Here is a 17,334-nt window from a genome sequence, read left to right on the forward strand (position 1 = left end):
CGCTGTCGCAGCGCCGCGTCACAGCAACTTTTTCTTTGTGCAACCGCACAAAGCCGCATCGCCAAGCTCCACGCGGCCTCGCGAAGAAAAACCGCCCGAATCGCCCGCCGCGGCGCGGATTCGCTGCTGCTTTTTCGGTGGGACAAGGGATTCCAGCGGGGTCATCGCAAGAACTCGCAGCATTGAAAACATGCTGTTTCCCTTTTCCCAGGGGTTTGGGGCGGTACACTACCGGTAGTGTCTTGAATGCACCTGACACACCATATATAGTGTGCGGCAGACAGAAGTCCGGCCCATCACTCACACCTTGCGGCGGCTTCACGCCCCGCGCCACACATCCCAGACAGCCCACAGAAGAGGACACCCATGCAAGCTGCTTTGACTACGCCTTCCACCACCCACGCCAACCCAGCGCAAGCTCCGGCTTCGCAGCCCGCGCCAACGTCGGCGGCCAACTCGCTGGCGCACTACCAGATCATCCGCCGCAACGGGGCGGTGGTGCCGTTTGAGCCGCAAAAGATCGCGGTGGCGATGATGAAGGCCTTCCTGGCGGTGCATGGCACACAAGGCGCCGCGTCCGCCAGCGTGCGCGAAGTCGTGGACACCCTGACCCAGAATGTCACCCGCGCCCTGGTGCGGTCGCGCCCCGGAGGCGGCACCTTTCATATTGAAGATGTGCAGGACCAGGTGGAACTCGGACTGATGCGTGGCGGCCACCATGAGATTGCCCGCGCCTACGTGCTGTACCGCGAGCGCCGCACCCAGGAGCGTGCACGCCAGGTCGAGCAGCAGGCTCCGTCCGCCCCCGCTCCGCTGCTCCACGTGCTGGACGGCGGAGAACGCGTTGCGCTCGACCTCCACCGGCTGCAGGCATTGATCGAGTCGGCCTGCGTGAATCTTGGCGCGGACGTCAGCGCAGACCCCATCGTTGCCGAAACCATGCGCAACCTGTACGACGGCGTTCCCATGGACGAGGTCTACAAGGCCTCCATCCTGGCGGCACGCACGCTCATCGAAAAAGACCCCGACTACACCTACGCCACCGCCCGCCTGCTGCTGCACACGATCGTGCGCGAAGTCCTGGGCCGCGAGGTGACCCAGAGCGCGATGGGACAAGCCTATATCGACTACTTCCCCGAATTCATCAAGAAGGGCGTGGAAAACGAGCTGCTGGACGAGCGCCTGCTGCAATATGACCTGCAGCGCCTGGGCGCCGCCCTGCAGGCGGACCGCGACCTGAAGTTCGACTACCTCGGACTGCAGACCCTGTACGACCGTTACTTCCTGCACGTCAAAAAGACGCGCATCGAGTTGCCCCAGGCTTTCTTCATGCGCGTGGCCATGGGCCTGGCCCTCAACGAAGTCGACCGCGAAGCCCGCGCCATTGAGTTCTATGAAGTGCTCTCGTCGTTCGACTTCATGTCCAGCACGCCCACGCTGTTCAACAGCGGTACGCTGCGCTCGCAGCTGTCTTCGTGCTACCTGACCACGGTGCCCGACGACCTGGACGGCATCTACGAGTCGATCAAGGAAAACGCCCTGCTGTCCAAGTTCGCGGGCGGCCTGGGCAACGACTGGACCCGGGTGCGCGCGCTGGGTTCGCACATCAAGGGCACCAACGGCGAATCGCAAGGCGTGGTGCCTTTCCTCAAGGTCGTCAACGACACGGCCGTGGCCGTGAACCAGGGCGGCAAGCGCAAGGGCGCTGTCTGCACCTACCTGGAATCCTGGCACCTCGACATCGAAGAATTCCTGGAGCTGCGCAAGAACACGGGCGACGACCGCCGCCGCACGCACGACATGAACACGGCGAACTGGATTCCCGACCTGTTCATGCGCCGCGTGATGGAAAAGGGCACCTGGACCCTGTTCTCCCCTTCCAACGTGCCCGACCTGCACGACCTCTTCGGCGCCGACTTCGAGAAAGCCTACGTGGCCTACGAGGAAAAGGCCGCGCGCGGCGAGATCAAGCCTTCCAAGACGGTGCAGGCCACCGACATGTGGCGCAAGATGCTGACCATGCTGTTCGAGACCGGCCACCCCTGGATCACGTTCAAGGACGCCTGCAACGTGCGCTCGCCCCAGCAGCACGCCGGCGTGGTGCACTCGTCCAACCTGTGCACCGAGATCACGCTGAACACCAGCGACACCGAGACCGCCGTGTGCAACCTCGGCTCGGTCAACCTGCTGCAGCATCTGAAGGACGGCCAGATCGACCATGACAAGCTCAAGAGGACCATCAAGGTCGCCATGCGCATGCTCGACAACGTGATCGACATCAACTACTACGCCGTCAAGAAGGCGCGCGACTCCAACCTGCGCCATCGCCCGGTGGGCCTGGGGGTGATGGCGTTCCAGGACAGCCTGTATGAGCTGCGCATTCCCTACGCGTCGCAAGAGGCCGTGGAGTTCGCCGACAAGTCGATGGAAGCCATCTGCTACTACGCCTACTGGGCCTCCACCGAACTGGCACGGGAACGCGGCCAGTACTCCAGCTACAAGGGCTCGCTGTGGGACCGCGGCATCCTCCCGTTCGACACGCTGGACATGCTGTCGGATGCCCGGGGCGGGTATGTGGAAGTGGACCGCTCTTCCACCCTGGACTGGGACGCCCTGCGCAAGAAGATCGCACAGGACGGCATGCGCAACTCGAATTGCGTGGCCATCGCGCCCACCGCGACCATCTCCAACATCATCGGCGTGGATGCATCGATCGAGCCCTCGTTCGGCAACCTGTCCGTGAAGTCCAACCTGTCGGGCGAATTCACCGTCATCAACGGCGGCCTGGTGCGCGACCTCAAGCGCCTGGGACTGTGGGATGACGTGATGATCATGGATCTCAAGCATTTCAAGGGCTCCCTGCACCCCATCGATCGCGTGCCGCCAGACATCAAGGCGCTGTATTCGACCGCCTTCGAGGTGGAGCCCCACTGGCTGGTGGAGGCCGCATCGCGCCGCCAGAAATGGATCGACCAGGCGCAGAGCCTGAACATCTACATGGCTGGCGCATCGGGCAAGAAGCTTGACGACACCTACAAGCTGGCCTGGGTGCGCGGTCTGAAGACCACCTACTACCTGCGCACGCAGAGCGCCACGCACGTCGAGATGAGCACCGTGAACACGCGCCAGCTCAACGCGGTTTCGTCCGGCAACGACGGCGGTGCGCCACAGGCCTCCGCGTCCCCGCAGGCCAAGCCCAGCGCGCTGGAAGCCGCCGCGGCAGCGGCCGCCGAGCAGGCCGCCGCGCTGCCCGCCACGGACATCAAGTTCTGCGCAATCGACGATCCAACCTGCGAAGCCTGCCAATAAGGACTTCGCGCGCAACGCCTCGACACATCCAAGGCGTTGCGCATGTGCTGTGAAGCAACAAATCGTTGCCACACAACGCTTCAGTGCTTTTCTTTTCGCAGCACTGCTTTCATAATCCGAACACTGGAAAATCTATGTTGACCTGGGACGAAGAAGTCAAGCCCTCATCGCAAAATCAACTGGACGGCGGTCTGCAAAACAACCGCCCGGCGGGGCAACCGCCTCTGTCTTTTCAGTCCCCCTCGCTGCAACCCGTTGCTGCGGCCGCAACGGCCGCGGCCGGCCCGCAAGTGGCGGAGTCCACTGCAGTGCATCGGCGCGTCAATGCCGCCGACAAGCGCATCATCAACGGCCAGACCGACGTCAACCAGCTGGTCCCGTTCAAGTACAAGTGGGCGTGGGAAAAGTACCTCGCCACCTGCGCCAACCACTGGATGCCGCAGGAAGTGAACATGACGCGCGACATCGCGTTGTGGAAGGACCCGAACGGCCTGACCGATGACGAGCGCCGCATCATCAAGCGCAATCTCGGCTTCTTCGTGACCGCCGACTCGCTGGCCGCCAACAACATCGTGCTGGGCACCTACCGCCACATCACGGCGCCCGAGTGCCGCCAGTTCCTGCTGCGCCAGGCCTTTGAAGAAGCCATCCACACGCACGCCTACCAGTACATTGTGGAGTCGCTCGGACTGGACGAGTCCGAGATCTTCAACGCCTACAACGAAGTCCAGTCGATCCGTGACAAGGACCAGTTCCTGATCCCTTTCATCGAAGCGATCATGGACCCCAATTTCCACACCGGCACCGCCGAAAACGACCAGACGCTGCTCAAGTCGCTGATCGTTTTCGCCTGCCTGATGGAAGGCCTGTTCTTCTATGTCGGCTTCACGCAGATCCTGGCGCTGGGCCGGCAAAACAAGATGACCGGCGCGGCCGAGCAATACCAGTACATCCTGCGCGACGAGTCGATGCACTGCAACTTCGGCATCGACCTGATCAACCAGCTCAAGCTCGAGAACCCGCACCTCTGGACCGCCGAATTCAAGGCCGAGATCAAGGCGCTGTTCCTCAAGGCGGTCGAGCTGGAATACCGCTACGCCGAAGACACCATGCCCCGCGGCGTGCTGGGCATGAACGCGTCCATGTTCAAGGGCTACCTGCGCTACATCGCCAATCGCCGTGCCACGCAGATCGGACTGGAAACGCTGTTCCCCAACGAAGAGAACCCGTTCCCGTGGATGAGCGAGATGATTGACCTCAAGAAGGAACGCAACTTCTTCGAGACCCGGGTTATTGAATACCAGTCCGGTGGTGCGCTGTCCTGGGACTAGCGCCTTTCGCATCACACCACCATGGATTTTTACACCACGCCCCACACAGACAGCGCCGCAGAGCGTTGCCGTGCAGGGCGTTCCCGTGTTCATGGCGATGGGGGTTTTCTCCATCGCCATGGATCGCTTCGTGTCCACTGCAGACACGAAGTGCTCTTTGCAAATTGACCCAAGGAGAACATGATGGCAACTGCGAAAAAAACGGCCGCCAAGAAGGCACCCCCAGCGAAAAAGGCCGCATCGGCAAAGCCCGTAGCGGCAAAGAAGGCTGCACCGGCCAAGAAAGCCGCTCCCGCCAAGAAGGCAGTAGCAGCGAAGAAGGCTGCACCTGCCAAGAAGGCAGCAGCACCAGCCAAGAAGGCCGCTCCCGCCAAGAAGGCAGTAGCAGCGAAGAAGGCTGCGCCTGCCAAGAAGGCAGCAGCACCAGCCAAGAAGGCCGCTCCCGCCAAGAAGGCAGTAGCAGCAAAGAAGGCTGCGCCTGCCAAGAAGGCAGCAGCACCAGCCAAGAAGGCCGCTCCCGCCAAGAAGGCAGCAGCAGCAAAGAAGGCTGCACCCGCCAAGGCCGCCCCCGCGAAGAAAGCTGCACCGGCCAAGAAGGCCCCCAAGGCGCCTGCCCCTGCGGCCGCTCCTGCAGCACAGACTACCCTGAACCCTCAGGCAGCCTGGCCCTTCCCTACGGGCAACAAGCCGTAATCAGCACGTATTACGCGCTCAACCCGGTGCCGTTGCACCGGGTTTTTTTATGCCTGCCGAGACACGCGCTTCGGGCAAAGCGGTACCTCGAACCGAAGCCGCCCCCACCCGCCTGCCCCGCAGGCACCGCACCCTCAACCCTCACGCGGGAGTGAAATCCAGCGTGTAGTTCTGCGGGCCGCGCTGCGCAATCTTGAGGGCCCCGACCCGGTTGCCCAATTCGGCGCAGCGGGCCAACGGCCAGCCCTTTTCCAAGCCGAACAACAGCGCGCCACGCCAGGCATCGCCACAACCCGTGGGCTCGACCACGGCGGCCGGCTTCGCGGCCGGCACATGCTCGCGCTCGCCGTCAATCCAGACTTCGCAGCCTTCCGCAGCCAGGGTCACGACCAGCCCGCGCACACGCCGGGAGATGTCGGCCAGGCTCCAGCCCGTGCGCTGCGAGAGCATTTTCCCCTCGTAGTCGTTGACCACCACCCAGCTGGCAAGATCCACGAAATGCGCAAGCTCCTTGCCGTCGAACATGGGCAGGCCCTGGCCAGGATCGAACACAAAGGGAATATCCGCCGCCTTGAATTGCTCTGCATGCTGCAGCATCGCCTCACGCCCGTCGGGTGCGACGATGCCAAGGCGGATGTCTCCGCGCGCGGCAACGCGCGTGATGTGCGCCTGCTGCATCGCCCCGGGATGGAAAGCCGTGATCTGGTTGTTGTCACGGTCGTTCATGATCATGGCCTGGGCCGTGAAGCTGTCGTCCACTTGCCGCACAAATTCGGTGCTGATGCCCAGCGTTCGCAGCCGCTGCAAGTAGTCCGCTCCGTCGCTTCCCAATGTCGCCATGGGCAATGGTTCGCCGCCCAGCAGCTTGAGGCTGTACGCGATGTTGCCCGCGCACCCCCCGAAATCACGGCGCAACGAAGGCACCAGGAAAGAGACATTCAGGATGTGCAGCTGGTCCGGCAGTATCTGCTCGGCGAAGCGGCCCTCGAAGGTCATGATGGTGTCGAATGCCAGGGAACCGCAAATAAGGGCAGCCATATCAGAAAAGTAGGTTGGTAGAAATCAGTATCAGGGATAGAACGCCAGCAGCCGATAGCCGGCCACACGCGCCCCGCCAGTGGTCACGATCACCGACACCGAGGCGCTCCATTCACCGCGCGCCGGCAACTCCATCGGAGCCCCCAGGTCGGCCGGCAGCAGGACACGCCGGAGAACGGGCTGGTCCTGCGCGTCCGTCAGGGTCAGCTCCACGGCGGGCATGGCCAGGGGTATCGAGGCCTTGCTCTTCATGGCCAGGGCCAGCTGATAGCTGTCACCCCGGGCCTTGTTGAAGGAGGAGCTGTCGATGACCACATCCGCAATCTGGCGTTGCGGCGCAATCTGGCATTGCAACGGAACGCACAACGCCATCAACCATGGCCTTGTGCGCGGATCCATCGCCGCCACGCGGTCACGCTCCTGAATGGCGACCTGCAGCGCGAGCGCCGCGACCGACAACAACAGCACGAGGGCAAGCCCCACGCGCACCATCGGCTTGCGCCAGAACGCCTTTCGCCGCGCCGCGACGACAAAGCTGACCTCCTGCCCGGCATCCACTCCCTCGCCCTCGTCGTCATCCAGGTCTGGCGCGTCCCGGGGCGAATTGCGCGAGGGCGCCAGCAAGACGGCTGCGGGAGAACGGTCCTCCACGAGCGCCAAGGCCTCCGGCCCGAGCACCACGGACTCCCGCACAAACTCCACTGGCGGCAGGGGCTCTGCGGCGCCCTCCGGCGCGGCGGGTGCCACCTCGACGCCACCGTCCTCCTCCGGCGCGGAGGCGGCCGCCGGTTTCACAGGCAACTCGAGCGCTGGATAGCCCATGTCGGTCAGGGCCGCTGGCGAAACCGGTTCAGGCTCCTCCTCGGGGTCTCGCAACGCGGCGTACGGCAATTCATACCCGCCCGGCACGGACTCAACGGCCACATCCGGCCGTGCGGCGGGCAAGGGATCCGAGACCACGGCGGCGGGAGGCGGCACCGGAGCCGGAGCCGGTGCCGGTGCCGCGCCATCGGGACTGCCAGGCGACGAAGAATCTTCCGGACGCCACGCAAATCGCGTCAGGCGCGCCATGCGGGCGTCCTCGCCGTCAGCCACGTCCCCGCTTGCCGCGGCAAGAAAGGCAGGCACCGCTGGCTGAGGGACATCCAGGACAGGGGTTGCGGGCAATTGCGGAAGCGTGGCCGGCGCGGGCCCGCTTGCCGGCGACACCGCCGGAGACGGTGAAGCAGGCGGTGGAGAGAAAGGCTCGCCCCATGCGCGCTCGGCATCCGCCCTGCGCGCCACGGGCACCGGCGGCGGACGCACGTCGGTCAAGGACACATCCGGCAAAAGCGCGGGAGGGGCCGCTGGCAGCAGATGCGCCGACGCATCGAAAACCTCTTTGCATTGGCCGCAGCGCACCCATCCTTCGGAGATGCGCAATTGGTCTGCCACCACCTTGAAGGAGGTAAGACAGGACGGGCAGCGAGTGATCTGGCTCATCAGCGATGGATTGTAGATAGCGGCGCACGCAACCCCGCCGGGCGTGTGGCTCTGCCTACGCCGCCTCGTCGCGCCGTGCGGTCATCAGGATCCAGCCGTCCTCCAGGTCGGCCACCTCGAGCCGAATCCAGGGTGCATAGGCTTCTTTCAGCTCATCGGCCTGGCGCTCCAGGATGCCCGCCAGCACCAGGTGCCCGCCCGGCATCACATGCCCGCATAGGAGGGGCGCGAGCACCCGCAAGGGGGTGGCAAGTATGTTCGCCAGCACGGTCTGGTATGCGCCCCGGGCCTTGTCGGGCAGGCCGGCATGCAGCTGCACCTCATTGGCTTGCGCATTCAGCGCCGTGGATTCCACGGCGGCAGGATCGATATCCACCGCATCAATGTCCGTGGCGCCAAACTTCGCCGCGCCAATCGCCAGGATGCCGGAGCCGCAGCCATAGTCCAGAACCCGGCCCAGCGGATTGCCCATGGACGACTCGGTGGCACCGTTGCGGGCAATCCAGCGCAGGCACATGCGTGTCGTGGGATGGGTGCCGGTGCCGAAGGCCAGGCCCGGGTCCAGCCGGATGCTGCGCTTCGCCTGCGCCGGCAGTTCATGCCAGGTGGGAACGATCCAGAAGTCCGGGGTGATGTCCACGGGTGCGAACTGCGATTGCGTCAGGCGCACCCAGTCCTGGTCGGCCACCTGGGACACACCCAGGACCTGGCAGCCGGCAAAGAAGTCCTGCACGGCCAGCAGCTGCTGCGCATCGCGCGCAGCCCCTTCGGAGGGGAAGAGCGCCGTCACCCGGCTGCGCTGCCAGCCATCCTTGGGCGGCGGCATGCCAGGCTCGCCGAACAGGGCCTGTTCGGCATCGGTCTGCGCATCGGCATCCTCCACCGACACGCTCAGTGCATCCAGTGCATCCAGGGCATCGCTGACCGCTTCGATCCGGTCCTCGGGGCACATCAGGCTCAGCTCAAACATAGGCGCCTCTCAGAAAAAATGAAATGCTGGCACCCGTCGCCAGGAGCCAGCATGCGAATGACCGTGCGCAGCCGCAATCTCAGCGCTTGTGCTGCGACAGCCACTCTTCCAGATAGTGGATGTTGGTGCCGCCGGCCATGAACTTGGCGTCCACCATCAGCTCGCGGTGCAGCGGCACGTTGGTGTTGATGCCTTCGATCACGGTCTCGTTCAGCGCCGTGCGCATGCGGGCCAGGGCCTGCTCGCGCGTGTCGCCGTGCACGATGATCTTGCCGATCATCGAGTCGTAGTTGGGCGGCACGAAGTAGTTGGTGTACGCATGTGAATCCACGCGCACGCCGGGGCCGCCCGGTGGGTGCCAGGTGGTGATGCGCCCGGGCGAGGGGATGAACTTGTAGGGGTCTTCCGCATTGATCCGGCACTCGATGGCATGGCCCCGGATCTCGATCTGGCGCTGGGTGAACGGCAGCTTCTCGCCCGCGGCGACCATGATCTGCGTCTTCACGATGTCCACGCCGGTGATCCACTCGGTCACGGGGTGCTCGACCTGCACGCGCGTGTTCATCTCGATGAAGTAGAACTCGCCGTTCTCGTACAGGAACTCGAACGTGCCCGCGCCGCGGTAGCCGATCTTCTTACAGGCCGCCACGCAGCGCTCGCCGATCTTTTCGATCAGCTTGCGGGGGATGCCGGGTGCCGGCGCCTCTTCGATGACCTTCTGGTGGCGGCGCTGCATGGAGCAATCGCGCTCGCCCAGGTAGACCGCGTTGCGGTGTTTGTCGGCCAGGATCTGGATCTCGATGTGGCGCGGGTTCTGGAGGAACTTCTCCATGTACACCGCAGGATTGCCGAAGGCGGCGCCCGCTTCGGCCTTGGTCATCTGCACGGCATTGACCAGGGCGGCCTCGGTGTGCACCACGCGCATGCCGCGGCCACCGCCGCCGCCGGCGGCCTTGATGATCACGGGGTAGCCCACGGCCTTGGCAATGCGGCGGATCTGCACCGGGTCATCGGGCAGCTCGCCCTCGGAGCCGGGCACGCAGGGCACGCCCGCGCGGATCATGGCCTGCTTGGCCGAGACCTTGTCGCCCATGATGCGGATGGACTCGGGCGTGGGGCCGATGAACTGGAACCCGCTCTTTTCCACGCGCTCGGCGAAGTCCGCGTTCTCGGACAGGAAGCCGTAGCCGGGGTGGATGGCCTCGGCATCGGTCACCTCGGCGGCGGAGATGATGGCGGGCATGTTGAGGTAGGACAGCGGGGACGGGGCGGGGCCGATGCACACCGCTTCTTCCGCCAGCTTGACGTACTTGGCGTCGCGGTCGGCCTCGGAGTAGACCATCACCGCCTTCACGCCCAGCTCATGGCAGGCGCGCTGGATGCGCAGCGCGATTTCGCCGCGATTGGCAACAAGAATCTTCTTGAACATGAGCGCCTTATTCGATCACGAACAGCGGCTGTCCGTATTCCACGGCCTGGCCGTTTTCGCCCAGGATGCGGGTGACCGTGCCCGATTTGTCGGCCTCGATCTCGTTGAGGATCTTCATCGCCTCGATGATGCAGATGGTCTCGCCTTCCTTGACCTGGCTGCCCACTTCGACAAAAGCCTTCGCGCCGGGGCTGGAGGAGCGGTAGAACGTACCGACCATGGGCGACTTGACGATGTGGCCCGCAGGGGCTGCGGGTGCGGAAGGCGCAGGCAGCTCGGCCACCTGCGCGGCGGCGGGTGCGGGGGCGGCAGGCGCCTGCACCGGGGCGGGCACATACTGCTGAACCACGCCCCCCACGCTCTTGACGATGCGGACTTTGCCCTCGGCCTCCGTGATTTCGAGTTCGGATACGTTCGACTCGGACACGAGATCGATGAGGGTTTTGAGTTTTCGCAGATCCATGGGAGCTCCAACGGCTATAAAACTGAATAGGGCGCGAATTTACTCCAATTTCGGCCTATCACCGTCTTCCACGGGTATTTTTCATGAACTACATCATGCCAATAACCGCCGGATATCCCAGCGGAACCGCCAGACGACCGGTGCGAGGGGTCAGCGCAAGGCAGCCCAGCGCTGCAGGTCCTGCGGGGTGATCTGCCCCATTTTACGGTGCAGGACACGGCCGCTGCCGCCCAGGACCACGGTGAACGGCAAACCTCCCGTGAGATTGCCCAGCGATCTGCCCAGGTCCGTGCCGCCCAGGCCGGCCAGCCCCACAGGGAATTCCAGCGGGATGCGCTGCAGGAATTTGCGCACGGCGGACGGCTGGTCGATGGCCAATCCAAGAACTTGCCATCCGTTCGCTCCATGTTCGCGGTAGAAGGCATTGAGCATGGGAAGCTCTTCCACGCAAGGCGGGCACCACGTCGCCCAGAAGTTCAGCAACAAGGGTTTGCCGGCCAGCGACTTGAGCGCCACCGAGCCGCCTTCCGGTTTTTCGAATTCCATGGTCCAGAGCGCTTGCTCGGCCCCCTGCTCCATCGCGTGGGGCTGGAATTTCCACCAGGCCAGGCCCGCGCCGCCCAGCGCGGCGGCGCCCGCCACGCCCGCATAGAGCAGGCGCCTGCGGGAGGCTACGGGCGCAGTGCCAGAGACGGGGGCCGCAGAGGCAGGGTGATCGGAAGAAGGTGTCGTCATGGGGCTGGGGTTTCCTGGAGCAGGCGCCGTACGGCAGTCATGTCGCCCCGCGGCACACGTCCCTTCGCGTCCGGGCGCAAGGCGCCGCGCAGGTCGTCAAGGTCATAGATCAGCAGGTGCACCCCGATCATCTCATTGAGTTCGGGGGATTTGCTGCCCAGGCTCAATGCTTCGACCGACTCGCCATGGAAACCGGTCACCGTGCGCGGTTCATAGTCGACGTGGTGGTCGATCAGGGCTATTTCTGCCGATTTCGGGTCATCGCAGAACAATTGCAGATAAATATCGGACAACCGCGTGGCCGTTCCATGCCAGACCGCGCCTGCCAGATGGGGGCGGAAGGCCGCCATGCGCTCCATCCACACCAGGGCGAGCTGGCGCAGCGCCCGCAACTCGCGCGGCTGGGTGTCGGCACAGAAAAGCTGGATGTACTCCCGCACCGCGGCCTCGACCTGGTCGTTGTCCGGCAGGGGGGTGCGGGCGGGCAGCCCCATCTGGCGCAGCGCCCGGCGCTTGGCCGGGCCCCATTCAAGCCCTTCCTCCACCACCAGCCGGGCCGTGGTGTGGGCGATTTCGTCGCTCAAAGGTGTGTGCATGGCAGTGGGAAGGCGGCAAGGAACGAAACCGCATTGTGGCCCGAACCGCCCACCAGGACTACGGGTTGACCCTAGTCTCCACTCCGGCCACACCCGCATTTACTATATTTTTCATAGCTTCTTGCGCTTGCCAGCCAAGCGCTGGAGCCCCGTTTTCTGTTGAACCTTAGAATCTGCGCCCATGCATATACACATACTGGGCATTTGCGGCACGTTCATGGGAGGCCTCGCCGCACTCGCACGCGAGGCGGGCCACAAGGTGACGGGCTGCGATGCGGGGGTCTATCCGCCGATGAGCGACCAGCTCCGCGCGCTGGGCATCGACCTGATCGAAGGGTTCGGGGCCGACCAGCTTGACCTGCAGCCCGATGTGTTTGTGGTCGGCAACGTGGTCAGCCGGGTTCGGCAGCCCGATGGATCGCCCAAGTTTCCCCTGATGGAAGCCATCCTGGACGCCGGCCTGCCCTACACCAGCGGCCCCCAGTGGCTGGCCGAACAGGTGCTGCAAGGCCGCCACGTGCTCGCGGTCGCGGGCACCCATGGCAAGACGACGACAACCTCGATGCTGGCCTGGATCCTGGAAAGCGCGGGCCAGCAGCCGGGCTTTCTGATTGGCGGCGTACCCCTCAATTTCGGGTTGTCGGCCCGGCTGGGCGCACCCCGGCGCCCGGTGCCCGCGCCCTCGCCACTCGGTGCGGCGCCGCTGTTCGTGATCGAGGCGGACGAATACGACACCGCGTTCTTCGACAAGCGCAGCAAATTCGTGCACTACCGGCCCCGCACCGCCGTGCTGAACAACCTGGAGTTCGACCACGCGGACATCTTTGACAACCTGGCAGCCATCGAGCGGCAGTTCCACCACCTCGTGCGCACCGTGCCCCCGTCGGGCCGGGTGGTCGTCAACGGCCTCGAGGAAAGCCTCGCCCGCGTCCTGCACACGGGTTGCTGGAGCGAGGTGGCCAGCTTTGGGGAGGCCGTCAGCGACTTTTCGGCCGAGGGCGATCCCCAGGCGTTTGATGTGCTGCACCAGGGGCGCAAGGTGGCCCGGGTGGAATGGACGCTGACCGGCGTGCACAACCAGCTCAACGCGCTGGCGGCCATTGCCGCCGCGCACCATGTGGGCGTCAGCCCCCACCAGGCGGCCACGGCACTGGCGGCCTTCCAGAATGTGAAGCGGCGCATGGAGCTGCGCGGGGCCGTGCACGGGATTGCCGTGTATGACGACTTCGCGCACCACCCCACCGCCCTGAGAACCACCCTGGACGGCCTGCGCCGCAGCCTGGGCCACGGCGTGCGCATCCTCGCGGTATTCGAGCCCCGCAGCAACACCATGAAGCTGGGCGCGATGAAGGCGCAGTTGCCGTGGGCGCTGGAACCCGCCGATCTCGCGTTCTGCCACACGGCCGGGCTGGACTGGGATGCAGCCGAAGCCCTCGCCCCCCTGGGCGTGGGCCCCGGCCTGCGGGCACAGACTGCCGGCGACATCGCCACCCTGGTGCAGCAAGTCACCGCGGCAGCCCGCCCGGGTGACCACATCGTGTGCATGAGCAACGGCGGATTTGGCGGAATCCATGCGAAGCTGCTGGATTCGCTACAAAATAAATAGCTGCCTGCGCTTGTATGACAAGCGCCAGGACCCTGTTTTATTCAAAAGGGTCAGAACGACACGGCCATGCCCGGCACGTCCACGCGCACCACCGGCTTGGCCAGGGCGGCGCTGGCGGCCCGCGCAAAGTCGCGTGACCATGCCGGATCGGCCAGGAGCGAGGCCCCTGCCGCGCGTGCGACGGTAAGCACCTTGTCGGCCAGCAGCACCTTGCCGCTGGCGCGCAGGGGTTCGCAATCGAGCGCGGTGAACTGGTCGTCGAGCCAGCGCCTTCCGGCCTCATGGCCCATGGGCTCGGCGCCCTCCAGATCGAAACGGAATTCCTGGTTTCCGGCCAGATGGACCGACACTTCGCTGTGCATGATGGTTTGCCTTTCTTCTGAAGCCGTGGTGCTTCCCGTGCGTCATCGGGCGGGCCGCCACAGGCTTGCAGTTTAGGGCCTCCCGCCAGCGGCGCGGACCATCGGCCGGTCCGCCGTCAACGCGCGCGGCGCGCCTTGACCGCGTCGGACAGCTCGGCGAGCGACACCAGCGAGTCATCCCACCCCAGGCAGGCGTCCGTGATGCTCTTGCCGTACTCCAGCGCGCCGGGCTGGTCCTTGCCGGGCGAGAACTTCTGGGCACCGGCGATGAGATGGCTTTCGATCATGAGACCGAACACGCTGCGCGATCCGCCGGCAAGCTGCGCCGCGATGTCGCGTGCCACGTCCAGCTGCTTTTCATGCTGCTTGCTGCTGTTGGCATGGCTGCAGTCCACCATCAGCGTCGCGGGCAGCTTGGCGGCCTCGAGGTCCTTGCAGGCAGCGGCCACGCTGGCGGCGTCATAGTTGGGAGCCTTGCCACCCCGCAGGATCACATGGCAGTCCTTGTTGCCCTTGGTGTTGACGATGGCCACCTGGCCGTTCTTGTGCACCGACAGGAAGTGGTGGCCCCGGCTGGCCGACTGGATGGCATCGGTGGCGATGCGGATGTTGCCGTCCGTGCCGTTCTTGAAGCCAATGGGCGCCGAGATGCCGGACGCCAGTTCGCGGTGCACCTGGCTCTCGGTGGTGCGGGCACCGATCGCGCCCCAGCTGATGAGATCGCCGATGTACTGGGGCGAGATCACGTCCAGGAACTCGCTGCCCGCCGGCATGCCCAGTCGGTTGATGTCGATCAGCAACTGCCGCGCGATGCGCAGCCCTTCGTCGATGCGGTAGGTCTCATCGAGGTAGGGATCGTTGATGAGGCCCTTCCACCCCACCGTGGTGCGCGGCTTCTCGAAGTACACGCGCATCACGATTTCCAGGGTGTCGGCGTACTGCGCGCGCACGGCCATCAGGCGGCGTGCATATTCCAGGGCAGCGGCCGGATCGTGGATGGAACACGGCCCGATGACGACCAGCAGGCGGTCGTCCTTGCCCGCCATGATGTTGTGGATGTTCTTGCGGGTCTGGGTGATCAGCGTCTCGACCGGCGTGCCGCGGATCGGGAAAAAGCGGATCAGGTGCTCTGGAGGAGGCAACACGGTGATGTCCTTGATACGTTCGTCGTCGGTCTGGCTGGTTTTCTCGACGCTGCGGTACCAGGCATCGCTGGTGGGGGTGGTAGGGGCCGTCATGGTTGCTTCCTCGTGGAGTCAGTTGAAGTGGATGGAAAAACGGGAGGGCGGAAAAACAAAAAACCGCCGGGCTTTGCAGCGTCGGCGGTTGGTATGGGAAGGTTGTGTCAGCTTGCGCGTTTTCCTCTCATCCGCCGGGGACCGAGATAAAAACCCAAAAATAAAACGCGCTGCGAACTTGCATGGCGACCAATGTAGCACAGGAGTGCGGCAGTGCAGCAAGTTTGAAATGTTGTGAATTCACTACAAGCCAGCAGCATGGCCGCGGCCAAGCTTCTGGTTTACCGCCCCCAGCCGCGAAGCCATTCGCGTGCGCGCTGCAAGGCGGACGGCTTGCGCCGTGGCGCGTCTGGCAGATCACTGAGGGGATCGCTTTGGTGTTCATACATATCGATGAGCAAAAGCGCCTCGCCCAGCGTGCGCCAGGCCAGGAGTTCGAAGTGATCGAAGCTGGCGCCTTCTTTGGCACTGCGGCGCTCCAACATCTGCTGCCAGGCTGCAATGGCGTTCCGCAATTCCCGCAACGCACGCTGATAGGCGCCAAACTCATACAGTGCGTGCCAGGCCGATCCCAGGCCGGTAAGAAGCAATTGGTGTTCGCGCAGCGCCCGAACCAGCGTGGCCACACACGAAAGGATCGCCTGGGGGTCAGCGCCTCCCCGCCGGGCCCTGACGGCCTCGTCAATGAGTTGCGACATCAGCCCGAGACTTTCGCGCAGCTCCCGCGACTCCTCGTCAGCCACCCCCTCCCGCAAGAAGCGGCTGAGGTCACCGAACGACTGGCCCGAATACTGCGAGCCAAAACGCGTGGAAGTCATGGACGTATTGTGCGCGAGCCGGGTCGTTTGATTGAATCTCGCAAGAAGCCCACCACTCTGGCCTCAGAACAAACAGCCCTGCCCCATGCCGCGAAAACGCGATCCGGCGGAGGCTATGGCGCCCGCCGCACCGCACTCAACTTTTTGGACACTTCAGAAAAAATAGCTTTGGCGATCACGGCATTGCCCTTGTCTCCAAAATGAAACTGATCCAGGAACATGTCATCCTTCGCCGAGTACCGGTCGAAGATGCCGGACAAATCCACAAAAGTGAAATTATCCAATTTCAGGTTCGAGAGATTTGAAGACATGGCCTTATAGCAGTCAATGTAATAATCTTTCGAAGCCGAAATGAAGTCTCTTTCACGCTGGGTCAGATCCTTCTTCGTCACGGAAAGAGTGGGCTGCAGGAAAAATACCCAATCCACTTTACTTTCCTGCAGTGCATACGCACCCAAGCGTGCATTCTTTTCAATCCGGCGGGCTACGATTTGCGGCGACACCGGCTGAGCGGCCGGACGCGCATTGACCAACTCGGGCAACTCCTGCCTTCCAGCCACCTTCAGGGCGATGTTCACCAGAGACCGGTAGTAGTCATCGGCGAATGCGCTGAACCACAACACATTTCGCCCCGCATCAGCCCAGAAAACATCGTTATTTCCCGAGAGGGAGATGACCAGATCTGGTTGAAGCTCGGAAAGATAGTTCTCAATGGCAATGCGCTCATGGGTAGAAGACCATGCGGGGTTCGCGAACGTAAAAACCTCGAAGCGGGCCTTGTCCTTCTCCGTTGCATTCGCATTGAGAAGATCACCAAGAATACTGCCAATAGTCTGTTCCTGGCTCGGAGAACCAGAACCAAAAGCGGTTGACCCCCCCGTCAGGAAAATGCGATAGGACCCATTGGGCTTCGGATTCACCAGCTCCTGCTGGCTCCGCATCTGCCAGGAGTTGATATGGGCATTGTGGTGCTGCCCCGGTGTCGGGGCCGTCCCTACAAAAGGCGTGGGCTGATTAGGAACCGACCAGCTGATCTTGCCGGTATCGACAGACGGGTCGCTATAGGCATTGCGATAGTTGTTGCGTTGCTCGTCTGTCAGCTTGGTGGCAGACAACACGCCCGCCAAGGTTTCACCTTGTTCCACCCAGCGAATGGTTCGCTCGAATTTTCCCGCCGCGACATACCCTCCTGCCCAGTATCCGACAGCCACCAGCGAGCACAGCAGAAATGAAGGAAGGAAGAAATATAGAAATTTCTTCATCA

Annotated in this window: 16 protein-coding genes; 4 read left to right on the plus strand and 12 right to left on the minus strand. The window is 63.8% G+C overall.

The window, feature by feature from the left end; all coding sequences use genetic code 11:
• Positions 1 to 18: 18 nt before the first annotated feature.
• Positions 19 to 192, minus strand: coding sequence for a hypothetical protein (locus AC3RCE_RS20785; protein ID WP_218296054.1), 174 nt, complete (start codon positions 190 to 192; stop codon positions 19 to 21).
• A 174-nt stretch (positions 193 to 366) separates the two neighbouring features.
• Here AC3RCE_RS20785 and AC3RCE_RS20790 point away from each other — a divergent pair, with 174 nt between their 5' ends.
• The 3 genes from AC3RCE_RS20790 to AC3RCE_RS20800 all read left to right on the plus strand — a co-directional run bounded on the left by AC3RCE_RS20790 (position 367) and on the right by AC3RCE_RS20800 (position 5,333).
• Positions 367 to 3,309 (plus strand): ribonucleoside-diphosphate reductase subunit alpha, encoded by a 2,943-nt coding sequence (locus tag AC3RCE_RS20790; protein WP_369643327.1) that lies wholly within the window; start codon positions 367 to 369, stop codon positions 3,307 to 3,309.
• Between the two features lie 134 nt (positions 3,310 to 3,443).
• The gene (locus AC3RCE_RS20795; RefSeq protein ID WP_492253838.1) at positions 3,444 to 4,640 is read left to right on the plus strand and encodes a ribonucleotide-diphosphate reductase subunit beta; all 1,197 of its coding nucleotides are present in this window, start codon (positions 3,444 to 3,446) and stop codon (positions 4,638 to 4,640) included.
• Positions 4,641 to 4,823: 183 nt separating this feature from the next.
• Positions 4,824 to 5,333, plus strand: coding sequence for a histone (locus tag AC3RCE_RS20800; RefSeq protein WP_492253839.1), 510 nt, complete (start codon positions 4,824 to 4,826; stop codon positions 5,331 to 5,333).
• A 141-nt stretch (positions 5,334 to 5,474) separates the two neighbouring features.
• On the opposite strand, the gene AC3RCE_RS20805 is transcribed toward AC3RCE_RS20800, so the two are convergent.
• The 7 genes from AC3RCE_RS20805 to AC3RCE_RS20835 all read right to left on the minus strand — a co-directional run bounded on the left by AC3RCE_RS20805 (position 5,475) and on the right by AC3RCE_RS20835 (position 12,046).
• Complete coding sequence (locus AC3RCE_RS20805) at positions 5,475 to 6,371, minus strand: carbohydrate kinase family protein (protein ID WP_218296058.1); 897 nt, start codon at positions 6,369 to 6,371, stop codon at positions 5,475 to 5,477.
• 30 nt (positions 6,372 to 6,401) lie between these two features.
• Positions 6,402 to 7,853: a zinc-ribbon and DUF3426 domain-containing protein gene (locus tag AC3RCE_RS20810; RefSeq protein ID WP_492253840.1), complete on the minus strand. Its 1,452-nt coding sequence runs from the start codon at positions 7,851 to 7,853 to the stop codon at positions 6,402 to 6,404.
• Between the two features lie 55 nt (positions 7,854 to 7,908).
• Positions 7,909 to 8,823: a 50S ribosomal protein L11 methyltransferase gene (prmA, locus tag AC3RCE_RS20815; RefSeq protein ID WP_218296060.1), complete on the minus strand. Its 915-nt coding sequence runs from the start codon at positions 8,821 to 8,823 to the stop codon at positions 7,909 to 7,911.
• Between the two features lie 79 nt (positions 8,824 to 8,902).
• Positions 8,903 to 10,252 (minus strand): acetyl-CoA carboxylase biotin carboxylase subunit, encoded by a 1,350-nt coding sequence (gene accC / locus AC3RCE_RS20820; RefSeq protein WP_218296061.1) that lies wholly within the window; start codon positions 10,250 to 10,252, stop codon positions 8,903 to 8,905.
• Between the two features lie 7 nt (positions 10,253 to 10,259).
• Positions 10,260 to 10,715 (minus strand): acetyl-CoA carboxylase biotin carboxyl carrier protein, encoded by a 456-nt coding sequence (gene accB, locus AC3RCE_RS20825; RefSeq protein ID WP_218296062.1) that lies wholly within the window; start codon positions 10,713 to 10,715, stop codon positions 10,260 to 10,262.
• A gap of 150 nt (positions 10,716 to 10,865) precedes the next feature.
• The gene (locus tag AC3RCE_RS20830; protein ID WP_492253841.1) at positions 10,866 to 11,450 is read right to left on the minus strand and encodes a TlpA family protein disulfide reductase; all 585 of its coding nucleotides are present in this window, start codon (positions 11,448 to 11,450) and stop codon (positions 10,866 to 10,868) included.
• On the minus strand, positions 11,447 to 12,046 hold the full coding sequence (locus AC3RCE_RS20835; RefSeq protein WP_218296064.1) for a hypothetical protein: 600 nt from the start codon (positions 12,044 to 12,046) through the stop codon (positions 11,447 to 11,449). Before AC3RCE_RS20835 ends, AC3RCE_RS20830 begins: the two co-directional genes overlap by 4 nt.
• A 181-nt stretch (positions 12,047 to 12,227) precedes the next feature.
• Here AC3RCE_RS20835 and mpl point away from each other — a divergent pair, with 181 nt between their 5' ends.
• Positions 12,228 to 13,652: a UDP-N-acetylmuramate:L-alanyl-gamma-D-glutamyl-meso-diaminopimelate ligase gene (gene mpl, locus AC3RCE_RS20840; RefSeq protein WP_492253842.1), complete on the plus strand. Its 1,425-nt coding sequence runs from the start codon at positions 12,228 to 12,230 to the stop codon at positions 13,650 to 13,652.
• Positions 13,653 to 13,702: 50 nt separating this feature from the next.
• Here the strand turns inward: mpl and AC3RCE_RS20845 are convergent, their stop codons facing one another.
• The 4 genes from AC3RCE_RS20845 to AC3RCE_RS20860 form a co-directional block, all read right to left on the minus strand.
• Positions 13,703 to 14,014 carry a hypothetical protein gene (locus AC3RCE_RS20845; RefSeq protein WP_218296066.1) on the minus strand — a complete coding sequence of 104 codons (312 nt, stop codon included), beginning with the start codon at positions 14,012 to 14,014 and terminating at the stop codon, positions 13,703 to 13,705.
• A 116-nt stretch (positions 14,015 to 14,130) separates the two neighbouring features.
• Complete coding sequence (locus tag AC3RCE_RS20850) at positions 14,131 to 15,252, minus strand: 3-deoxy-7-phosphoheptulonate synthase (RefSeq protein WP_218296067.1); 1,122 nt, start codon at positions 15,250 to 15,252, stop codon at positions 14,131 to 14,133.
• Positions 15,253 to 15,533: 281 nt separating this feature from the next.
• Positions 15,534 to 16,070, minus strand: coding sequence for a hypothetical protein (locus AC3RCE_RS20855; RefSeq protein ID WP_218339694.1), 537 nt, complete (start codon positions 16,068 to 16,070; stop codon positions 15,534 to 15,536).
• Between the two features lie 113 nt (positions 16,071 to 16,183).
• Positions 16,184 to 17,332, minus strand: a complete 1,149-nt coding sequence (locus tag AC3RCE_RS20860; RefSeq protein WP_492253843.1) for an SGNH/GDSL hydrolase family protein — start codon at positions 17,330 to 17,332, stop codon at positions 16,184 to 16,186.
• Positions 17,333 to 17,334 lie beyond the last annotated feature (2 nt).

It is taken from the genome of Acidovorax sp. GW823-FHT05D11, assembly GCF_058795695.1.

Coding starts and splice junctions, on each gene's coding strand:
- AC3RCE_RS20835 (WP_218296064.1), bottom strand. CDS start 12,046: ATGCACACACCTTTGAGCGACGAAATCGCCCACACCACGGCCCGGCTG.
- AC3RCE_RS20790 (WP_369643327.1), top strand. CDS start 367: ATGCAAGCTGCTTTGACTACGCCTTCCACCACCCACGCCAACCCAGCG.
- AC3RCE_RS20850 (WP_218296067.1), bottom strand. CDS start 15,252: ATGACGGCCCCTACCACCCCCACCAGCGATGCCTGGTACCGCAGCGTC.
- mpl (WP_492253842.1), top strand. CDS start 12,228: ATGCATATACACATACTGGGCATTTGCGGCACGTTCATGGGAGGCCTC.
- AC3RCE_RS20800 (WP_492253839.1), top strand. CDS start 4,824: ATGGCAACTGCGAAAAAAACGGCCGCCAAGAAGGCACCCCCAGCGAAA.
- AC3RCE_RS20845 (WP_218296066.1), bottom strand. CDS start 14,014: ATGCACAGCGAAGTGTCGGTCCATCTGGCCGGAAACCAGGAATTCCGT.
- AC3RCE_RS20860 (WP_492253843.1), bottom strand. CDS start 17,332: ATGAAGAAATTTCTATATTTCTTCCTTCCTTCATTTCTGCTGTGCTCG.
- accC (WP_218296061.1), bottom strand. CDS start 10,252: ATGTTCAAGAAGATTCTTGTTGCCAATCGCGGCGAAATCGCGCTGCGC.
- AC3RCE_RS20810 (WP_492253840.1), bottom strand. CDS start 7,853: ATGAGCCAGATCACTCGCTGCCCGTCCTGTCTTACCTCCTTCAAGGTG.
- AC3RCE_RS20795 (WP_492253838.1), top strand. CDS start 3,444: ATGTTGACCTGGGACGAAGAAGTCAAGCCCTCATCGCAAAATCAACTG.
- accB (WP_218296062.1), bottom strand. CDS start 10,715: ATGGATCTGCGAAAACTCAAAACCCTCATCGATCTCGTGTCCGAGTCG.
- AC3RCE_RS20830 (WP_492253841.1), bottom strand. CDS start 11,450: ATGACGACACCTTCTTCCGATCACCCTGCCTCTGCGGCCCCCGTCTCT.
- AC3RCE_RS20805 (WP_218296058.1), bottom strand. CDS start 6,371: ATGGCTGCCCTTATTTGCGGTTCCCTGGCATTCGACACCATCATGACC.
- prmA (WP_218296060.1), bottom strand. CDS start 8,823: ATGTTTGAGCTGAGCCTGATGTGCCCCGAGGACCGGATCGAAGCGGTC.
- AC3RCE_RS20785 (WP_218296054.1), bottom strand. CDS start 192: ATGTTTTCAATGCTGCGAGTTCTTGCGATGACCCCGCTGGAATCCCTT.
- AC3RCE_RS20855 (WP_218339694.1), bottom strand. CDS start 16,070: ATGACTTCCACGCGTTTTGGCTCGCAGTATTCGGGCCAGTCGTTCGGT.